Raw genomic sequence first — 18263 nt, 5'->3', positions numbered from 1 at the left:
CCGGTTGTGCCCGATTTGTCGGTTACGTTGGCCGCCGATGGGTCCTTGGCGTTTACATCGGCCGAGTTGGTTACCTTGCCCGCATCCTTGTCGGCCTGCGTCAGGGTGTAGGTTGCCGTCTCGGTACGGTTGGCCCCAGGAGCGAGGCTGATTCCCGTCAGGGTTCGGTTAAGGCCCAGTTTGGTATCGGTAAGCACAATGTTGTTGAGCGTTACGTTACCGGTATTGGTGATCAGGAAGCTATAGCTGATGGTATTCCCATCGCTGCTCAGCACACCGGATTTCACCAGGGTGATCTTGGGATTTGCCGGCACGGCAGTTTCCGTTGGGGTATCGTTTGTCCCGGTTGTGCCCGATTTGTCGGTTACGTTGGCCGCCGATGGGTCCTTGGCGTTTACATCGGCCGAGTTGGTTACCTTGCCCGCATCCTTGTCGGCCTGCGTCAGGGTGTAGGTTGCCGTCTCGGTACGGTTGGCCCCAGGAGCGAGGCTGATTCCCGTCAGGGTTCGGTTAAGGCCCAGTTTGGTATCGGTAAGCACAATGTTGTTGAGCGTTACGTTACCGGTATTGGTGATCAGGAAGCTATAGCTGATGGTATTCCCGTCGCTGCTCAGCACACCGGATTTCACCAGGGTGATCTTGGGAGCAGATGTAATGGTTACTATTGTAGGATCATTTGGCGTCGAAGTAGATGGATCATCAGATTTTTCGTCTTCAACATCATTTCCTAAAGGATCTTTTCCTTTAGCGCTCGCTTGATTACTAAAGCTTCCAGCATCTACTTCAGTTTGTGTAAGTGTATGTTGAGCAGTTACCGTGGTTTTAGCTCCTGCCGCTAAAGTAGCAATGCTAGTTGGATTGATACTTCCTGGATCTGCACCTGCATCTGTTACAATAATATTTGTTAAGGTTGAAGTGCCGGTGTTTTCTACTTCAATACTGTAATTGATTACATCACCGGCTTTAGTTACCAATGCCGCGTTATTTGCTTTTTTGGTAAGATTTATCGCAGCTGTATAAACGGTAATCGTTCTGGAAACGATGGCATTGGCACAACCCCCTGAACCAGTTACAGTATAGTTAATCGTAGTAGTTCCTGCCGAAACTCCAGTAATAACCCCGGTGGTTGTATTCACTGTGGCAATGTTGGCATCGTTGGTAGACCAAGTACCACCTGTTACGGTAGACGTGAAGGTAGTAGTACTTCCAACTGGGGTAATTTGTACTCCAGCTAATGTTCCCGCCGAAGGAGGTGTGGTCACGTTCACGGTCCTTGTTGCGGTGGCGTCCGCACATCCGCCCGAACCGGCCACGGTATAGGTGATGGTGGCCGTTCCCGCCGCTACGCCGGTAACCACCCCGGTGGTGGCGTTTACGGTGGCGATGGAGGCATCACTTGTCGACCAAGCGCCGCCGGTTACGGTAGAGCTAAAGGTGGTGGTGCCGGCAACGCAGATGGCCTGCGTTCCCGAAAGGGTTCCCGCCGAAGGAGGCGTGGTCACGTTCACGGTCCTTGTTGCGGTGGCGTCCGCACATCCGCCCGAACCGGCCACGGTATAGGTGATGGTGGCCGTTCCCGCCGCTACGCCGGTAACCACCCCGGTGGTGGCGTTTACGGTGGCGATGGAGGCATCACTTGTCGACCAAGTGCCACCCGTTACGGTAGAGCTAAAGGTGGTGGTGCCAGCAACACAGATGGCCTGCGTTCCCGAAAGGGTTCCCGCCGAAGGAGGCGTGGTCACGTTCACGGTCCTTGTTGCGGTGGCGTCCGCACATCCGCCCGAGCCGGCCACGGTATAGGTGATGGTGGCCGTTCCCGCCGCTACGCCGGTAACCACCCCGGTGGTGGCGTTTACGGTGGCGATGGAGGCATCACTTGTCGACCAAGCGCCGCCCGTTACGGTAGAGCTAAAGGTGGTGGTGCCGGCAACACAGATGGCCTGCGTTCCCGAAAGGGTTCCCGCCGAAGGAGGTGTGGTCACGTTCACGGTCCTTGTTGCGGTGGCGTTCGCACATCCGCCCGAGCCGGCCACGGTATAGGTGATGGTGGCCGTTCCCGCCGCTACGCCGGTAACCACCCCGGTGGTGGCGTTTACGGTGGCGATGGAGGCATCACTTGTCGACCAAGTGCCACCCGTTACGGTAGAGCTAAAGGTGGTGGTGCCAGCAACACAGATGGCCTGCGTTCCCGAAAGGGTTCCCGCCGAAGGAGGTGTGGTCACGTTCACGGTCCTTGTTGCGGTGGCGTCCGCACATCCGCCCGAACCGGCCACGGTATAGGTGATGGTGGCCGTTCCCGCCGCTACGCCGGTAACCACCCCGGTGGTGGCGTTTACGGTGGCGATGGAGGCATCACTTGTCGACCAAGCGCCGCCAGTTACGGTAGAGCTAAAGGTGGTGGTACCGACAACACAGATGGCCTGCGTTCCCGAAAGGGTTCCTGCGGACGGGGCAGCGGTAATGGTGAAGTTTACTGTAGCAGTAGCGGTTCCACCATTGCCATCGTTAGCTACAATGGTAAAGCTATCCGAGCCCGTTTGTCCTAAAGAAGGCGTATAAGTGTAGGCACCAGTAGCAGCATTAATGATTACGCTGCCTTTGCTTGGCGCTGTACCCTGAGTGTAGGTTAAAACATCTCCGTCAACGTCAGTGGCGGCAGTGATTGATCCCGTTTTAGCGGTGACCTCGCAAGTAGCATCGGTATAAGTAGTTTGACTGAAAATTGGCCCATCATTTACCGGGGTGATGGTAATGTTAACATCGGCGGCAGTAGTGGCTGTCGAGGTCCCATCATGACCATTCCATTTGAAACTGGTTACTCCGTTCCAATTGGCATTAGGTACAAAAGTTAACAGACTTGCATCAGCGGTAGCAAAATCAGTTGGTCCTGTTATTTCTATACCATTTAAAAATAGTTTCCCATTGCTAGGTAAGGTTGTAATATAGATACGCGTTAGGCTGTTACCATCGATATCAGAAAATTTACTGGTAAAATCGGCCACCGTGAAACTAATGGTCTGATCTTCGGGACCTGATTTATGGATGTTGCTAACTACTGGAGGGTTGTTAGGGGTAATGGTGATATTGACATTGGCGGAAGAAGCTGCATAAGCTTGTCCATCATAACCATTCCAGCTAAAAGAAGTACTTCCAGTCCAGTTATGATCGGGTACGAAGGTGATCTTTCCCAAATCAGCATAATTGATTTCCTGGTTAGCTGTAACAGGCAAACCATCTAACAGTAAGGTTCCATTGGCAGGCAAACTAAGTACCTGGATTTTGGTTAAGCTTCCGTCGATGTCAAAAAATCTATCTGTGAAGTTTGAAGCGTTAAAAGGTACCGTTACGTTTTGCGGCCCTGTTTTGGTAATGTTGGCCAGTGTTGGGATGCCATTGGTGTCACTAAGGGTAATATTCACAGCCGCTGGACTGTTTGCATATAAGGCGCCATCAAAACCATTCCAATTAAAGCTAGTGCTACCGCTCCAGTTGGTAGCAGGTACAAAAGAAAGTTGTGAGATGTTGGCTATGTCTATTTCTTGACCTACTGCTACCGGCGTGCCATTGTACATCAAAACCCCTTCGCTGGCTATTGGCAGCGTTTCAATTTTGATCTTGGTCATGGCGTCACCATCAATATCGGTAAATTTAGCGGTGAAATCTAGTGCGGTAAATGGTACAGTTACATTTTTAGATCCTGTTTTGGTAATGGTGGCTACTGTTGGAGGGTCATTTACCGGAGTAATGGTAATGTTTACCTTGGCGCTGGTTGCAGCGTAGGCCATACCGTCTGTAGCTTTCCAATTGAACGAAGTATTGCCATTCCAGTTGGCAGATGGGGTAAAGGTAATGTTGCCCAATTGTGCCAATGGGATTTTTTGCCCTGGAAGTATTGCTACGCCGTTCAGTTTCAGGGATCCATTTAGTGGCAGGTCAATAATCTCAATTTCGGTAAGGTTGTCTCCCGGGCTGTCGGCATCAGTAAAATGACTGGTAAAATCAGCAGCGGTAAAGTTGATGGTTTGATCTTCGGGCCCTGATTTAGCAAAATCTTGCACCGTAGGGATGTTGTTGATGCTGATCTGAACCTCAAAAGTATAATTCTTTCTATCTGTAAAAGGATCATCATTTAAAATGCTGATGCTTGCATTATAGGTGCCTTTGTTTGGATAGGTATTACTGTCAAAAGATACCACAAAATTTGTAGTGGCAGTGCTGGTTAAAGAAATTGAGCCAGGTTGTGTAGTTACGCTAAAACCAGGATGGCCGGCAATAACCACCTTGTTGCCCACTCCGGTTAATTGGATGATACCGGTACCGATGTTTTGTATTACAAAGGTTTTATTTACCAAACCACTGCCACCGGCAATATTGCCATAGTTGGTACCATCGGCAGTATTGGTTGTGGTGGTACCATCGGCAATGGTAATGGTGTTGCCAGTAACGTTAATGCGTGGATTGGTTAATATTTTAATGGTGGTGATTGATGCAGGGCCTGATTCTATGCCGTCATTTAACACAGTGTTGATGATACGATCAGCCAAATTTGGCGAAGGATTGGTGCTTTTATATTTCACCATTTTAATGGCTGCAATGTAATCTGCCTGCGTGGCATTGCCTAAAATCACTAGCTGGCCGGTAGCGGCATCGTAGTTGGCGGTTAAGCCAGCAGGGAGCGTACCATCTACAAACAAGCTTTCTGCCGCATTTCCATCAGGTCGGTTGGTGAGGGTAATGGTGGCCGATTGTAGGTTGCTGTTTTCAGGATCTACAATGATCATGTCCGTATCGGCAATACGGGTACCTGCACTGCCGGCCGTAAAGTAATCTAAATAGTTGTTGGTGCTTGCGCCCGAGCTCTTATCAGGATCGAGGTTTACCGTTGGACAGTTGTTTACGTTGATATTTGCAGAGAACTTATTATTGTCGTAGTAGCACTCAATGCGTTTATCTGATTGATTTCTTAAATTTTCCAGTGCAAAGGGAGTACCTATGGCCTGGTTTAAGGTTGGTGCAAAGCTCCCATCATCATTTAATACCATGGTAATGGGAATGTTGAGGTTTTGGTAATTGCTTAGGTCAATCTTAAATATGAAATCTTTTTCCTGCAAACTAGGGATAGATTGGTTAAAAGTAATCACATCGGTAAGCAAGCGTTTGGCATTAGGGTTTACCGTAGGATCGCCATCGTAAAAGGAAACCGGAATGGAACCTGGGCTTTCCCCCGAGCCAGGGTTAGAAATCCTAACATGTGCCTCAACCTCTTTACAGTGAGCTCCCTTAGTGAAGGAGATGTGCGAGGCATTGAAAGCCAAATCAGGGCGTGAACCAAAAAAATCCAAGGAAAGCAACAACTGGTACTGGTCATGAACTAAAGCCATTGTGTTGCTGATGGTAATTTCACTTTTATCTGCCGAAAGAGTAAAATTAAAATCATAATAGGGACTGCTTGAATTAAAAATCCCGTTGCTTGAAGCAAGTGCTAATGATCTGGCACTGGCACCGGTAAGCGGCAAATCTTTAAAAGCGAAATTATCGTCTCTCCTTGTGGCTTGGTTGTTAAAACCAACCTGCTGGTAGTAAAACCCATTAGCTTTTTTAGCTTCTAAATCAATTACCGCATAACCCGCCATGGAGTTTTCGTTGTTGGTATTGGTAGAGTTGATGGCATTACCGGTTTGGTTAAAGTAGATAAACCTGGACCCAGCCGGAATTTTTACGGTAATGTTCTTGGGAGTAGTACTGGTTGGTGCTATGAAACGCGTTTCGTTGTCAATAAACTCGGCACTGGTAGGTTGGTTTACACGGGTGTAAAATTCAAAAGTATAGGCATCATCAAAATCGGCACCATAACCCGCATCTCTTTCAATGATCAGGTTGTTTCCCGAGATGTATATTTTAGGGTTATATACTCCAATGCCACCTCCGGCAGTAGTAATTTTTCCGGTATAATCGCCCGTTACGGCACCAGAGGATAATAAGCTACTGTTGCTTGTGATGTTGTGGTCGTTAATAACATAGGTAGATCTCCTTTCTCTTCCACCGTTGGTATTGGCATTTCCGTTCACTACGGTCACAAATCCATCCAATAAATTCTTGTTCACATCAATGGCAAAGCGCATGTTAGAGAAACCTTCTTCGGTACCACCATCGGAAGCATTGTCGGAAACCCCGTTGGTGCCTTTTCCGGAAACAAAGATGATGTTGGTATTAGCCGGAATTGGCATGCTGATGGTATTGTTGTTTTTCAAAAGCGCCTTTGAGTTAAAGCCGTTCGAGTTTAACGAGCTCACATCTGCCGAAACGAATTCTACGTAATAGGACGTATAGATATCTGTATTGGTTTCTTGGATAGTTAGCGTATTACCACTTACCGAGAAACTGACATCGTTCAATATGCTGGTATTTTTGTCGTGTCCTGGCAACGAATGAGCACTTACATTGCCAGCACTGAAGGCCACATTCCGCCAACCGTACAGGTTGGTTCCGGAACCACTGTTGTCCGTGTGCCTGGCGTAATTCAGAAACCCCGACGACTGTTTGGTTTTGAGGTTGAGAATAGCATTAATGGTAATGTAGTCCTCATCTGTTTGTTGTTGTAGGGTAGTAGCCGTACCCCAAACCAACCTCGAGTCATGCGAACTGGTGTACACCATAATAGTAGCCGTTCCCACTGGAATGGTAAAGGATACCGAGCCTGTATTACCGCCTGCTCTGTAGGCAGCTTGGGCACCCAAAAGATCGGCTCTGGCACCGCCCGTGGGCGAACACATGCTAAACGGTAGTTGCGCGATTGCCGCAGAAGAGATAAATAAGAAGCATAGGTTTAAAATAACCTTCAGAAGATTTCTCAGCATATAATTGAGGGTAAATAGATTTAGTAAAAAAGTTGAACGATAGATTTTCGCCTTTGGCGGATGAACATCCGGAAAAGACTCTCAGAAGTTGTCGTTCAAACGGGTTTTTTAGTAAAAATGCAAGGAAAAGCGTAGAGTTTTACCATATTGATGCGCTATTTTGATTATCAGATGATACTTTCACAAAAGTAGCACAAAGCAAAGGCGTAGCCGACTGCTTTTTTGTAGAATTAAAACTACAAAATTGGCTAAGAACTGAATTTTTGGATAAGTTCAGGGATGTTGTTCACGTTCAGCTTGTCGAATATCCTTTTTTTATAGGTGCTTACCGTAGACATCTGCAGTTTGAGCGAATTAGCGATTTCCAGATTGCCCCAACCCTCGGCCAAGAGCCTGGCCACGTCAAGTTCCCGATCTGATAATACATCGAGATGATGGGCAATGTATGGGGCCGTGTGTTTGTGATCTTCGGTTGTCCAACTGCGTTCGTTCTTCAATGCTAATCTAATGGCGTTTTTCATGCCCTCTTCCGAGGTATCTTTATGCAGGTAACCATCAGCTCCTGCCTTTAGGTATCGGTCTGCATAAATTTTTTCAGGATAGGACGAGAAAATTAAGATCTTTAGCTCAGGGAAATCTATCTTAAAATCTTCTACTGACCTAATATTGTCGCCCCCGGGCATATGAATGTCCAAGATGAGCAAATCAATATGCTGCGTTGCCAACATTGCTCTTACCTGTTCGTAAGAAATAGCTTCGATACACTTTGTCGCGGGGTTCATTTCCCTTAACAATAAAGCCAGTCCAAACCGTACAATGGCGTGGTCATCGGCAATTAGAATAGTCAGTTTTTCTTTTTCACTCATATCAAGGCATCATAAAGGAAGGGCAAGTAGGGGTCAAAATAACAAAGTTTAAACAATAATAGAATACTAGCAATGTAAAATTGCTGATCTGTAGATGAAATGCCCTGACCGTATGTTTTTTTTGCAGAAATTTTGGACTATCTAAGCAACTATTACGGTCTATAGCTGTGTAATATGTAATAATGCTTTATTTTTGCACTGCATTTTAAAAACTGTTTAAAATTAGCGGGTATATTTTTAACGGTATTGTTTTGGTGATGAAGCCAATCTTGCCACCCATATACTATCTTATTGAAATTTGAATGATTTCTTTAGGAGATGGCAGTTTTGCTGAAATAAAGGCTTTTTGTTTAAACCTACCAATACCATCATTAATGATCTCAAGCTTTATAAGCAGCATTGTTAAGCTGTGGGAACACCTCAAGGGTAATCCAAATGAATTTCCACTGCAAAACAGAATTTACCATTCTATATGTGTAGCCACCGTTTTGGTGATCTTTTACAACATTCCGTTTAGTTTGGCCATTGGTTTGTATAAAATGACCTTGCTTTCGATCGTATTGTTGCTGTTGCAACTTTTTTTCTACTACCTTTCGAGGTTTAGACGCAAATTGCATTTAAGCATGATCATTTATGCGGTTGTCATCAATATCTTTTTTGCGATCGATTTTTATTTCTCTTCGGGCATACAGGGGGCTACTCTGCATTCGTTTACCATTACCTATTTTTTGATTATTGCCATTGCCCAAAAAAAACATTACTGGTACTGGACCCTAGGAAACCTGGCCTTGGTGATAGGCTTGGTGGTTTATGAGTACTACCATCCAGAGGTGGTGCATTTGCGCTATAGTAGCCGGAGCAATCAGTTCATTGATATCACCTCTACTTATGTCATTAATATTGTACTCATCTTTGCCTGTTTAACCTATATCATTAATAACTATGCCATCGAAAAAGGCATAGCTGAGCAAAATGAAACGGCCATTAAGCGGTTAAGTGAAGAAAAAAGCAAACTGATTTCGATCATTTCTCATGATTTTAGTACGCCGCTGCGAAATATACAGGGCTATCTGTATATCCTTCGCAAAACAGAATTGGACCAGGCTAACCGAACGCATTTGGAAAAGGAACTGGTAAGAAATACCGAAGAGGCCCAACATTTACTGAATAACTTATTGTGGTGGACCACCAAACAGATGGAAGGTAAGCAATATCCACTTAGTGCTATAGCGCTGGATAACTGTTTGAAGGAGGTTTTGTTTGATGCTAAACAAACGGCAGGATTAAAGGAAATTACTTTTGCCATCGACCTTAAAGCCAATCTGTTTATTAAGGCTAATGCCGAGCTGCTGCAACTGATGGTGGGCAATCTGATCAATAACGCCATCAAATTTACTGATGCGGGAGGCCATATCCACATTACTGCAGGCTTGGTAAACGGAATTTGCTTATTACAGGTAAGTGATTCGGGCAAAGGTATCAAGCCTGCCGAACAAGCGGATATTTTTGCGCTTAATATTAAACCTACCTATGGTACCAACCACGAAAAAGGTGTAGGTTTGGGCTTGGCTTTATGCAAGGAACTGGCCGATATCCAATCTATTAAACTAGATTTTGAAAGTGCCGTAGGAATGGGCTCAACCTTTAGTTTGTACATCCCTTTGGCATAGCACAATTGCCGGCATCTACTGGGTGCATCAAAAAAACTTGTTTTGGATAAGTATTTCACTCGCAAAATACCTGATTTGAAAGTCGGTTAAACTAAAGGCATTTGCGCTTGTTCTGTTTCGGGAAAAGGACGAGAATGAAAGTGATGGGAACTTAAATCTTGTTCTTTTCCCAGTTTAAAAACAGGACAAGAACATGCTGGTTTACAAAACGGAAAGCTGCGAGAAAGAACAAGTTGATTTATCAAGCGCTGCAATGCGTGCCGTATCAACGACCTCATTAGATCTGCTGGCCTTGGAGCATTGCGCAAAAGCTCCATCGTTGAAAAAAGAGCAGCTTTTGCATACTAAACCTACATTTTTTTATCCCAAAAACGGACTTTACGGGTTACTGTAAATAGTATTTCATTTTATTTAAAAAAATAACATTATGGCAACATCATCAAATACAGTTTTGAATGAGCTGATAGAGCTCAACAATGATAGAATAGCAGGATTTGAAAAAGTATTATCAGATATTGATGATCAAAATTTGGATTTAAAAGAACTTTTTCAGGAGTATGCAGCACAAAGCCGTAGGTTTAGTCAGGAACTTACTGCTATTGTAGCGGCAAGGGCCGGAGAGCCTGAAACGGGTAACAGCGTAGCCGGAACTTTACACCGTGCTTGGATAGATGTAAAGGCCCTGTTTGGGGGAAGTGATCGGGAAAGCATTTTGTCAGAAGCTGAAAGAGGTGAAGATGCGATTAAAAAAGCCTATCATACAGCTATCGCCGATGGCGGACTGACCGGAGAGGCTTTGGAAAAAGTTACCGATCAATCAAGATCTATTCAGAAGGCGCATGATACAGTAAAAGCGTTAAGAGATATGGCTAAAGTATAGATTAATCTGTAAAACATAATGATATGATTGGCAGTCAATTTTTAAGAACAAAATCCCATAGCAATATCGCACTAATGGCCACAGGCGCAGTTGCTTTGGCCGGAGTGGCCATAATTTGCGCTATGCCGAAAACCCGCAAAGCTTTTGGACGCTGGATTAACCATGTGTTGGCTGATACAAAACAGCATATAAATAAGCGAAGCGGTAATTGGGAACGTGATTTGGCTAATGCCCAAAAACTGAAGGGACCCATGGCAAAACGCAGAAATGCGACTAAGATAGATGTGCAAGGTGTGGCAAGTCCCGCTTGGAAAGATGAATGGTCCAGTGAATAGGCCATGTCGTTAGGTGATAGGGATAGCATTTGACCTATGATCATCTCTTGTGGATTTCTTGTCAGTAATAATAGGTTATATTATAGGTGTTTGTGTGTGAAAACCACTCCATGTGGAGTGGTTTTTTTACTTTGAAACAAGTGAGTGATATTCTCTGCTCTCGCATAAAATTAAAGCAAATGAAAAAGGGAGTTGCATTAGTGATGGCCATGATAGCTTTACTGGCGCTGGCTTGCGGCAATAGCACCACGGTTGAGCTTCAGCCTGGTCAGGACTCGATTATAGCGGATACCGCCACGTTGGATACCAATAAAATTGGATCGGCCAACACCGATACGCCGGCTTTGGGAACGGATAATATTAGAATGGACTCGATGAATAATAACAAATAGCAGTAAGTGGGATAGTTTTACCTGCATTCAGGATATACGTAATGAAGGTTTGCTACAGCAGAACCTTCGCTGCGCTCAGGACGACAAATCTTGAACGGAACTGATCAGGACACTACCCAAAGCGCTAATGAACGAGTGCACCATTAGGGCAATTTAAAATTAAACCATATGGAAAATCAAAAACAACCAAATGGGGAAGAACAAGGTTCATCTCCAAAAAATCAAGAACGGAATAAGGCTCACACCAATCAGGACATGCCTACCTCGGCTGGCGGCAATCGGGAATATGAGGCTCCAAATGAGGATAATCTTTATCATGAAACGCAGTATCCTAAAAATGAGATTAGCGAAGATGCGGAATCAAGGGTGCTGAATGAGGAAGAAAGTAATATGCAACCTCAGATAGACCAGGAAGGTGAATTTAAAGAACAAACGGGATGGACCAGAAAACAGGGTTTGAGTGCCGAAGAACGTAGGGAAGCCGAGGAAGAAGCTTTAAAGGGCAGGCGATCGGATGACGCTTCGATATTGTAGCTTTTATACTGCATAAATAACAAGGAGGCAATTTCATTAAAATTTTTTGATACGATGTAGCTCCTAACGATGATCTGATTTTTCTTCTTTTTTCAGGAAAAAATTAGCACTGCCATAGGGCTGTCACTGGGCGTCTCTAATTTAGTTTCATCAAAACCTAAATCATGGAAACTAAAGACGGAAAATTGGCAGTTTATGCTCCTAGCAGAAACGAATGGCGACAGTGGCTGGCCCAGAACTGTAACGAAGAGAAATCAGTTTGGCTTATTTTGTACACCAAAAAGAGCCAAGTGCAAAGCATTAACCTTAATGATGCTACCGAAGAAGCGCTTTGTTTTGGTTGGATAGACAGCCTCTGCAAAAAAAGAGACCACCAGAGCTATTACCTTACTTTTGGCCCACGGAATCCTAGGAGGAGTAGTTGGAGTTTGATCAACAGGGAAAGGGCACAGCTTATGATCAATAAGGGCTTGATGATGCCCCAAGGTCAATTGATGATTGATTTGGCCAAAAAGCGTGGTAGCTGGGAATGTTAGCTGATGAAAAGTTTGATCATGTCTTTGTATAGCTAAATTGTTCTTGGTAGCAATGGAAGCCAAGCGTAGCAATATACTATCGAAGCCGGATAACATTAAATTTCCTGTCAGGCTGAGCGCAGCGAAGAATCTTAATTCGTGTTGGTGGAGAACCTTCGCTGCGCTCAGGATGATAAGGAGCAGAGCACAGCGCTGGAGTACGGGATGGCGAAAGTAGCAAGGGAATCCCCTGATGAAACCACGAATTGATGTATTTGTGTAAACAAATGACAAAAAACGGCGTTAAAAATGTGCTATAAATCGTAGCTTTACCTATACAATATTGCAGCAAATTTGGAAGAAACCGTCGTACATACTAGCACAACCAAGAAGTTACTGCCAGTTATTTTGGCAACCTCTATTTTTATGCAGATGCTGGATTCGACTATCCTTAATACTTCCTTGCCCACCATTGCCAAAGACTTAAACGAATCACCGCTGAACATGCAAAATGCCATCATCAGCTATGTACTTACTTTGGCGGTATTTATGCCCGTAAGTGGTTTCTTGGCTGATAAGTTTGGCACCAAAAGAATCTTCATCTTTGCCCTGATCTTGTTTAGTGTAGGCTCCTTGTTCTGCTCTCTTTCAGGTAGCCTTACCGAACTGGTAATTTCCCGGATGATCCAAGGGGTGGGCGGTAGTTTAATGACACCTGTGGGAAAACTGGCTCTCATTAAAACTTTCCCCAAAAATGAGCTGCTCAAAGCCATGAACTTTGCTATTATTCCGGCACTGATCGGGCCTGTGTTGGGCCCTTTGGTTGGCGGGTACATGGTCGATTACCTCTCGTGGCACTGGATTTTTCTCATCAACATCCCCATTGGGGCTGTAGGTATCTTGTTAAGCCTTAAGTTTATGCCCGATTATCGGTCGGCCATTATAGATTTCGACCTAAAGGGATTTCTCATCTTTGCAGCAGCTTCCCTCTTGCTTTCCATTGCCCTGGAGCTGTTTGGCAATACCATTCATGTTACGCCTGTGCTTACCGTACTGTTATTGGGCTTTTTGATGCTGTATTTCTATTATCGGCATGCCAGTAGGGACAATAATCCCATTTTTCCGCTCAATTTATTTAAGGTACGTACCTTTAGGGTGGGTATTGTAGGAAACCTGGCTACCCGTTTGGGAATTAGTTCAGTACCTTTGTTGTTGCCTATGATGATCCAAATTGCCTATGGACAATCGGCCGTTACTTCAGGCTGGATCATTGCCCCAATGGCCGTAACCGCCATGTTTGGTAAATCGGCGGTCATTAAAATCCTCGAAACCTTTGGCTACCGAAATACCCTGATGTTGAACACCTTTTTAATTGGGCTGTTGATCTGCTGCATGGCTATTCCGGTCATCCAAACCTCCATTTATTGGTATGTGCCCATTATCGCCATGCTGGGCTTTTTCAACTCCATCCAATTTACGGCCATGAATTCTATTTCTATTGCCGATTTAAGGCAGTATCATACCAGTAGCGGTAATTCCCTGGTTTCGGTTAACCAGCAACTGGCCATTGGTTTTGGGGTGGCTTTCGGGCTAATTGTACTGAAGGTTTTTCAGGGCGATGCCAAGCTGATCCATAACGAAATCCATAATGCCTTCAGATACACCTTTTTGGTTATCGGCGCACTCACCATCTTATCTGGGCTGGTATTCAGGAGATTGCATTTTAAGGACGGCGAGAACATGCGCTCCACAGCTTAATTTACCAGGTGTTTGCGATTGTCAAATGGTCCTTTTATCTTGGTGCTAAATTGAGCTTAATAGATATGGTAAACCGCATGAACAAGCGAAGGGGGAGCTTAAAGCAGTGTTTGATGCTTGTAGCGGGCTTCGTGTTTTGTTTGGCTGCCTGTCGTCAAAACCAATCTTCAAAACCTTCAGATATGAACAATATCCCCCACGATAACCTTGCCTTTAGCAGCGGACATGCAGCCGTAAACGGCATTAATTTATACTATGAGATTTATGGCCAGGGGCAGCCCCTGGTGCTCATTCATGGCGGTGGCTCTACCATTCAGTCTAATTTTGAGCGGGTCATCCCACGCTTTGCCAAAAACAGAAAGATTATTGCCGTAGAACTGCAGGCACATGGCCGTACCAGCGATCGAGCTACTGGCGTTACTTTTGAGCAGGATGCCGATGACGTGGCCGCATTGCTGAAGCACTTGAACATCGCCAAGGCTGATTTCTTGGGGTTTAGCAACGGTGGCACTACCACCATGCAAATCGCGATCAGGCATCCACAATTGGTCCGTAAAATTATTTTGGCTTCGGCTTTGGCCAAGCGCAGCGGAGTGCCGCCCCAGTTTTGGGATTTCATGAAACAGGCGTCGCTGGATAATATGCCGCCCCAATTAAAAGAAGCTTATTTGAAAGTCAACCCTAATCAACAAGGCTTGCAGGCTATGCATGATAAGGATGCGCAACGGATGGTGGTTTTTAAGGATATTGAAGATGAAAAAATTACCGCCATTAAAGTGCCCACACTGATTATCATTGGAGATAAGGACGTGATTACCCCCGAACATGCCTTACAATTGCATCGGCTGATTGCACATTCGGAACTGGCCATTATTCCTGGTGGGCACGGCGGCTACATTGGTGAGGTGACTACCTTAACCCCCGAAACCAAGGACAGTGAATTTGTGGTGCCCATGATAGAGAAGTTCTTAAATAAAAAGTAAACCATGGAAAGTACCAAAGAAATAGCGAAAAGATTTGCCGAAGTGATCCTTAACGGCACTTGGATTGCCAATACCAATTATAAGCACCAATTGGATCATTTGGATTGGCAAACGGCTACGGCACAAGTGGGCAATTTGAACACCATTGCGGCCTTGGCACAGCATGTGCATTATTATATCCACGGCATTAACCAGGTGTTTAAAGGTGGCACTTTGGATATCAAGGACCAATATAGTTTCGATTTCCCGCCCATTACTTCGCAGTTGGAGTGGGAAGCGTTTCTATCCGCCTTTTGGTACGATGCCCAGGAGTTTGCCGCTTGGGTAGATAAGATGCCCAAAGCTCAACTGAGCGATGTTTTTGTAGATGAAAAATACAGTACTTACAATCGTAATATCCAGGCCATGATTGAGCACAGTTATTACCACTTGGGGCAAATTGTGCTGATCAAGAAATTGTTGTTGGAAGGAATTAAGTAGAAACTCTACCGATTATAGTTAGATGATTAAATACGACCCCTAAAAAAATAAAATATATGCTTGCAAATACTTTAACCGCTCTTTTCGAAAGAGATTTAAAAAGAGTGATCAACGAATTGGAACTTTATACTAACGAAACTGATTTATGGCGTATCGAAAAGGGCATTGCCAATTCGGCAGGGAACTTAGCGTTACACCTCATTGGTAATTTAAACACTTACATTGGTAAGGAAATGGGCAAAACGGGTTATGTGAGGAACCGTGAAATGGAATTTTCATTGAAGGATGTACCCAGAGAAGAATTGATTGCCAAATTGAACGACACCATAGCGATCATTAAAAACGCCCTGCAAAACGTAAGCGACGAGGCTATGCAACAGGAATATCCGTTATTGGTGTTGCAGGAAAAAACTTCCACCCAATACTTCTTGGTGCATTTGAGTACACATTTGAATTATCACTTGGGGCAAATCAATTATCATAGGAGATTGGTTGGGCAATCATGATAACGACTCAATCAGGCGCATCACTTTAGTGCCTATACCTTAAACAATAAACGAACCTAAAATTTTATGAAATATCCTGCCCAGTTCAACCGCTTAATGGAAACTTTATGGTTTTTAAAAAAAGCTTAAAAAGCTCTATCGGATAATATCCGAACAAAAGCCTGCTCAAAATAAGGTTGTAGCGGTAAAAACAGCGCCTAACAATCAAGCTTAATCCACTAAATGCCTCAAAACAACTCCATAAAACAAATCATAATCCTTTAAAAATAAGCAATGAAGCCGTTTTACCAATCAACATACTACTTATGGATTATAACAAAAGGTATATTTTCGGTTGCCGGGTTTATAAGCGCTATAGATAATTTAGGTATACTCGATTTAACCACAACCGAGAAGTTGGCAAATTTTATAGGCCTGGCCTATGCCGTTTTACTGGCCATTGATACCGTTATGTCGCTAACCGGAAACTATTTAAAACCCTTAAAGTATGCCAACGGCACTATTTCTGTTTTACTGGGTATCATTATCTTCGTTTTGCCTTTTTTTGCAAACGTCATTAGCGTTCCAATAACGGTGCTTTTTTCGGTTTGGATCATTTTGTTGGGCGTTTTTGATCTGCTGGTGGTTAAACGGAGTAGTGAATACTTAAATGATACCATTAACTAAATGCCGAATAAGTAAATCCTGTATTGGATTAATAAAGTGAAATATGGCTCAAAATATCTGTGCTTTAATTGTTTTAGATCACGTAAACGTCCCTAGTGAGATCGTACACTTTAGAGAGCACAGGGCATTTGTAATCCCCCTTGATCCAAAGCTGTACAATGATTGGTGGGGCGCTGTTAGCATTTTTATTGCTCATGTGGCTAATGCCACAGAGGTGGTTACTGCCTTGGATACTGCTGCCGTTGTGTATAGCACCTACGAAGATGAGGACAATGAAGGGCCCTTTCCCTACGATTTTTCAGCTCTTGCTTCGCGCATCAAGAGCATAAGCCCAGATAGGTTTATGCTCATTTATTACGAAGACTTTGCGGATGTAGCCACACACGAGTTGTTTTTAACCGTGGTAGATGGAAAAGTGGTGAATGATGCCACTTGCTATTACGATGAGGAGTTTGAATTTAGGCCTGAGTTTCATCGCAATAGAGCCTATCATGAACTGATTAGTCAAGGGGCAAGAATTGGCTGGCTCCATCAGGATAAATATAGAAGTTACGAGAAAGCCAAACAGGCATTTGAAAACCAGCAGAGTTAAAACGGTTACAACTTAATTAGCTTATTTGTAACTTTGAAAGCAAGGTCAAGTTTGGGCTTAATTAACAGTTTATGGCAACCGAAATAGAATACAAGTATTTAGTAATTCCAGATATTTGGAAACACGTAACCCCAAGCAGGAGCGTTGAAATTAGACAAGCATATTTACAAACCGATCCCGAGAAAACCATTCGTGTGAGGACAAAAGACATGTCTGGATTTATCACTATAAAAGGTAAAGCCGTTGGCGCCAGCAGGCTTGAATTTGAGTATGAAATACCTATTGCGGATGCAAATGAATTAATCAATAAATTTTGTTCAAATCTAATTGAAAAGACCAGGCATCTTGTAACTCATCAAGGCTACACTTGGGAAGTTGACGAGTTTAAAGGCTTGAACGAAGGATTGATTGTTGCAGAAATAGAGCTAACCAATGAAGACGAAAAGTATCCAATACCAAATTGGGTAGGTGAAAATGTAACCGACGACCTTAGGTACGCTAATTCCAATTTGACTATCAAACCTTTTAAAACTTGGTAAACTAAAGTAACGCTATGACAGACTATGCACTTAAAAACGTTGACCCCGAAGATATTGAGGAACTACTTGTAAAAGTTGAGCAGTCTTTCGGTATTAGATTTGTTAGCGGGGAGTTAACCCACGTCAATACCTTCGGAGAGCTTTGCGACCATATTGTCAATAAAATCCAGCTGAATAGCACCAACGATTGCACCTCTCAACAAGCATTTTATAAACTCCGTGAAGCCATTTCATCGACACTGCAAATCGACCATAAAAAAATCTCGGCAGACTTTTTACTTACGGATATTTTGCCAGCACAAAGCAGACGTTTAAAGGTTAGGAAATTGGAAGACGCCTTAGGCTTTAAATTGAATATTTTGTCTCCACCAGATTGGGTAATATGGTCACTTTTGTTTTTGTCGATAGGAGCTTTTATTGCGCTATTTTTTAACTGGAAAATAGGACTTTCGGGAATTGTGTTTTCAATAGCGGGATTTTGGTTTGCAGAAAAAATTGCTAATGAACTTAACCTGCAAACAGTTGGGCAGGTTGCCGAAAAAATAACAAGAGAAAACTATCTAAAATCAAGACGAAACCCTAATACATTTAATCAAAAGGAGATAGAGAAAGTACTTACAGATTGGTTTTCTGATGAATTTGGTTTGGAGAAAGCTGAATTGACCAGAGAAGCTGCCTTAACGCACTAAT

17 protein-coding genes are annotated in these 18263 nt (G+C 43.9%); 15 read left to right on the top strand and 2 right to left on the bottom strand.

The genetic code is table 11. The features are described 5' to 3' along the window. Together DUT71_RS14255 and DUT71_RS14250 are read right to left on the bottom strand one after the other, a co-directional pair. Positions 1-6857: beta strand repeat-containing protein (locus DUT71_RS14255; RefSeq protein WP_113663214.1), on the bottom strand; the 6857-nt coding region annotated here is incomplete at its 3' end. Positions 6858-7105: 248 nt separating this feature from the next. Next, positions 7106-7723 (bottom strand): response regulator transcription factor, encoded by a 618-nt coding sequence (locus DUT71_RS14250; RefSeq protein WP_113663213.1) that lies wholly within the window; start codon positions 7721-7723, stop codon positions 7106-7108. Between the two features lie 374 nt (positions 7724-8097). On the opposite strand from DUT71_RS14250, the gene DUT71_RS14245 reads away from it, so the two are divergent. The 15 genes from DUT71_RS14245 to DUT71_RS14175 all read left to right on the top strand — a co-directional run bounded on the left by DUT71_RS14245 (position 8098) and on the right by DUT71_RS14175 (position 18262). Next, complete coding sequence (locus DUT71_RS14245) at positions 8098-9393, top strand: sensor histidine kinase (RefSeq protein ID WP_162796055.1); 1296 nt, start codon at positions 8098-8100, stop codon at positions 9391-9393. 193 nt (positions 9394-9586) lie between these two features. Further along, positions 9587-9787: a hypothetical protein gene (locus DUT71_RS14240; RefSeq protein WP_113663211.1), complete on the top strand. Its 201-nt coding sequence runs from the start codon at positions 9587-9589 to the stop codon at positions 9785-9787. A gap of 33 nt (positions 9788-9820) precedes the next feature. Then, positions 9821-10273 carry a ferritin-like domain-containing protein gene (locus DUT71_RS14235; RefSeq protein ID WP_113663210.1) on the top strand — a complete coding sequence of 151 codons (453 nt, stop codon included), beginning with the start codon at positions 9821-9823 and terminating at the stop codon, positions 10271-10273. A 23-nt stretch (positions 10274-10296) separates the two neighbouring features. After that, positions 10297-10608 carry a hypothetical protein gene (locus DUT71_RS14230; protein ID WP_162796054.1) on the top strand — a complete coding sequence of 104 codons (312 nt, stop codon included), beginning with the start codon at positions 10297-10299 and terminating at the stop codon, positions 10606-10608. Positions 10609-10787: 179 nt separating this feature from the next. After that, positions 10788-11000, top strand: coding sequence for a hypothetical protein (locus DUT71_RS14225; RefSeq protein ID WP_162796053.1), 213 nt, complete (start codon positions 10788-10790; stop codon positions 10998-11000). Between the two features lie 168 nt (positions 11001-11168). Beyond that, entirely contained in the window at positions 11169-11534 is a 366-nt protein-coding gene (locus DUT71_RS14220) for a hypothetical protein (protein ID WP_113663207.1), read from the top strand. 164 nt (positions 11535-11698) lie between these two features. Continuing rightward, entirely contained in the window at positions 11699-12070 is a 372-nt protein-coding gene (locus DUT71_RS14215; protein WP_113663206.1) for a YdeI/OmpD-associated family protein, read from the top strand. Positions 12071-12403: 333 nt separating this feature from the next. Next, on the top strand, positions 12404-13807 hold the full coding sequence (locus DUT71_RS14210; RefSeq protein ID WP_240186938.1) for an MFS transporter: 1404 nt from the start codon (positions 12404-12406) through the stop codon (positions 13805-13807). Positions 13808-13989: 182 nt separating this feature from the next. Then, positions 13990-14790: an alpha/beta fold hydrolase gene (locus tag DUT71_RS14205; RefSeq protein ID WP_113663248.1), complete on the top strand. Its 801-nt coding sequence runs from the start codon at positions 13990-13992 to the stop codon at positions 14788-14790. Positions 14791-14793: 3 nt separating this feature from the next. Beyond that, complete coding sequence (locus tag DUT71_RS14200) at positions 14794-15270, top strand: DUF1572 domain-containing protein (RefSeq protein ID WP_113663205.1); 477 nt, start codon at positions 14794-14796, stop codon at positions 15268-15270. 56 nt (positions 15271-15326) lie between these two features. Further along, a complete protein-coding gene (locus DUT71_RS14195) occupies positions 15327-15776 on the top strand; it encodes a DinB family protein (RefSeq protein WP_113663204.1) in 450 nt (149 codons plus the stop codon). A gap of 396 nt (positions 15777-16172) precedes the next feature. Then, the gene (locus DUT71_RS14190; RefSeq protein WP_205313949.1) at positions 16173-16442 is read left to right on the top strand and encodes a hypothetical protein; all 270 of its coding nucleotides are present in this window, start codon (positions 16173-16175) and stop codon (positions 16440-16442) included. 43 nt (positions 16443-16485) lie between these two features. Continuing rightward, complete coding sequence (locus DUT71_RS14185) at positions 16486-17034, top strand: hypothetical protein (protein ID WP_113663202.1); 549 nt, start codon at positions 16486-16488, stop codon at positions 17032-17034. Between the two features lie 71 nt (positions 17035-17105). Beyond that, the gene (locus tag DUT71_RS14180) at positions 17106-17573 is read left to right on the top strand and encodes a CYTH domain-containing protein (protein ID WP_113663201.1); all 468 of its coding nucleotides are present in this window, start codon (positions 17106-17108) and stop codon (positions 17571-17573) included. A 14-nt stretch (positions 17574-17587) separates the two neighbouring features. Then, entirely contained in the window at positions 17588-18262 is a 675-nt protein-coding gene (locus tag DUT71_RS14175; protein WP_113663200.1) for a hypothetical protein, read from the top strand. Position 18263: the final 1 nt, after the last annotated feature.

The organism is Pedobacter nanyangensis, assembly GCF_003313505.1.
Taxonomy (GTDB): domain Bacteria; phylum Bacteroidota; class Bacteroidia; order Sphingobacteriales; family Sphingobacteriaceae; genus Pedobacter; species Pedobacter nanyangensis.
Note: the sequence above shows the minus strand (reverse complement) of the source record. Positions and strands in the feature narration are given on the sequence as shown.

What these genes read in the sequence shown, in the direction of transcription:
- DUT71_RS14250 (WP_113663213.1), bottom strand. Translation starts at nt 7,723, where the DNA reads ATGAGTGAAAAAGAAAAACTGACTATTCTAATTGCCGATGACCACGCC.
- DUT71_RS14245 (WP_162796055.1), top strand. Translation starts at nt 8,098, where the DNA reads ATGATCTCAAGCTTTATAAGCAGCATTGTTAAGCTGTGGGAACACCTC.
- DUT71_RS14240 (WP_113663211.1), top strand. Translation starts at nt 9,587, where the DNA reads ATGCTGGTTTACAAAACGGAAAGCTGCGAGAAAGAACAAGTTGATTTA.
- DUT71_RS14235 (WP_113663210.1), top strand. Translation starts at nt 9,821, where the DNA reads ATGGCAACATCATCAAATACAGTTTTGAATGAGCTGATAGAGCTCAAC.
- DUT71_RS14230 (WP_162796054.1), top strand. Translation starts at nt 10,297, where the DNA reads ATGATTGGCAGTCAATTTTTAAGAACAAAATCCCATAGCAATATCGCA.
- DUT71_RS14225 (WP_162796053.1), top strand. Translation starts at nt 10,788, where the DNA reads ATGAAAAAGGGAGTTGCATTAGTGATGGCCATGATAGCTTTACTGGCG.
- DUT71_RS14220 (WP_113663207.1), top strand. Translation starts at nt 11,169, where the DNA reads ATGGAAAATCAAAAACAACCAAATGGGGAAGAACAAGGTTCATCTCCA.
- DUT71_RS14215 (WP_113663206.1), top strand. Translation starts at nt 11,699, where the DNA reads ATGGAAACTAAAGACGGAAAATTGGCAGTTTATGCTCCTAGCAGAAAC.
- DUT71_RS14205 (WP_113663248.1), top strand. Translation starts at nt 13,990, where the DNA reads ATGAACAATATCCCCCACGATAACCTTGCCTTTAGCAGCGGACATGCA.
- DUT71_RS14200 (WP_113663205.1), top strand. Translation starts at nt 14,794, where the DNA reads ATGGAAAGTACCAAAGAAATAGCGAAAAGATTTGCCGAAGTGATCCTT.
- DUT71_RS14195 (WP_113663204.1), top strand. Translation starts at nt 15,327, where the DNA reads ATGCTTGCAAATACTTTAACCGCTCTTTTCGAAAGAGATTTAAAAAGA.
- DUT71_RS14185 (WP_113663202.1), top strand. Translation starts at nt 16,486, where the DNA reads ATGGCTCAAAATATCTGTGCTTTAATTGTTTTAGATCACGTAAACGTC.
- DUT71_RS14180 (WP_113663201.1), top strand. Translation starts at nt 17,106, where the DNA reads ATGGCAACCGAAATAGAATACAAGTATTTAGTAATTCCAGATATTTGG.
- DUT71_RS14175 (WP_113663200.1), top strand. Translation starts at nt 17,588, where the DNA reads ATGACAGACTATGCACTTAAAAACGTTGACCCCGAAGATATTGAGGAA.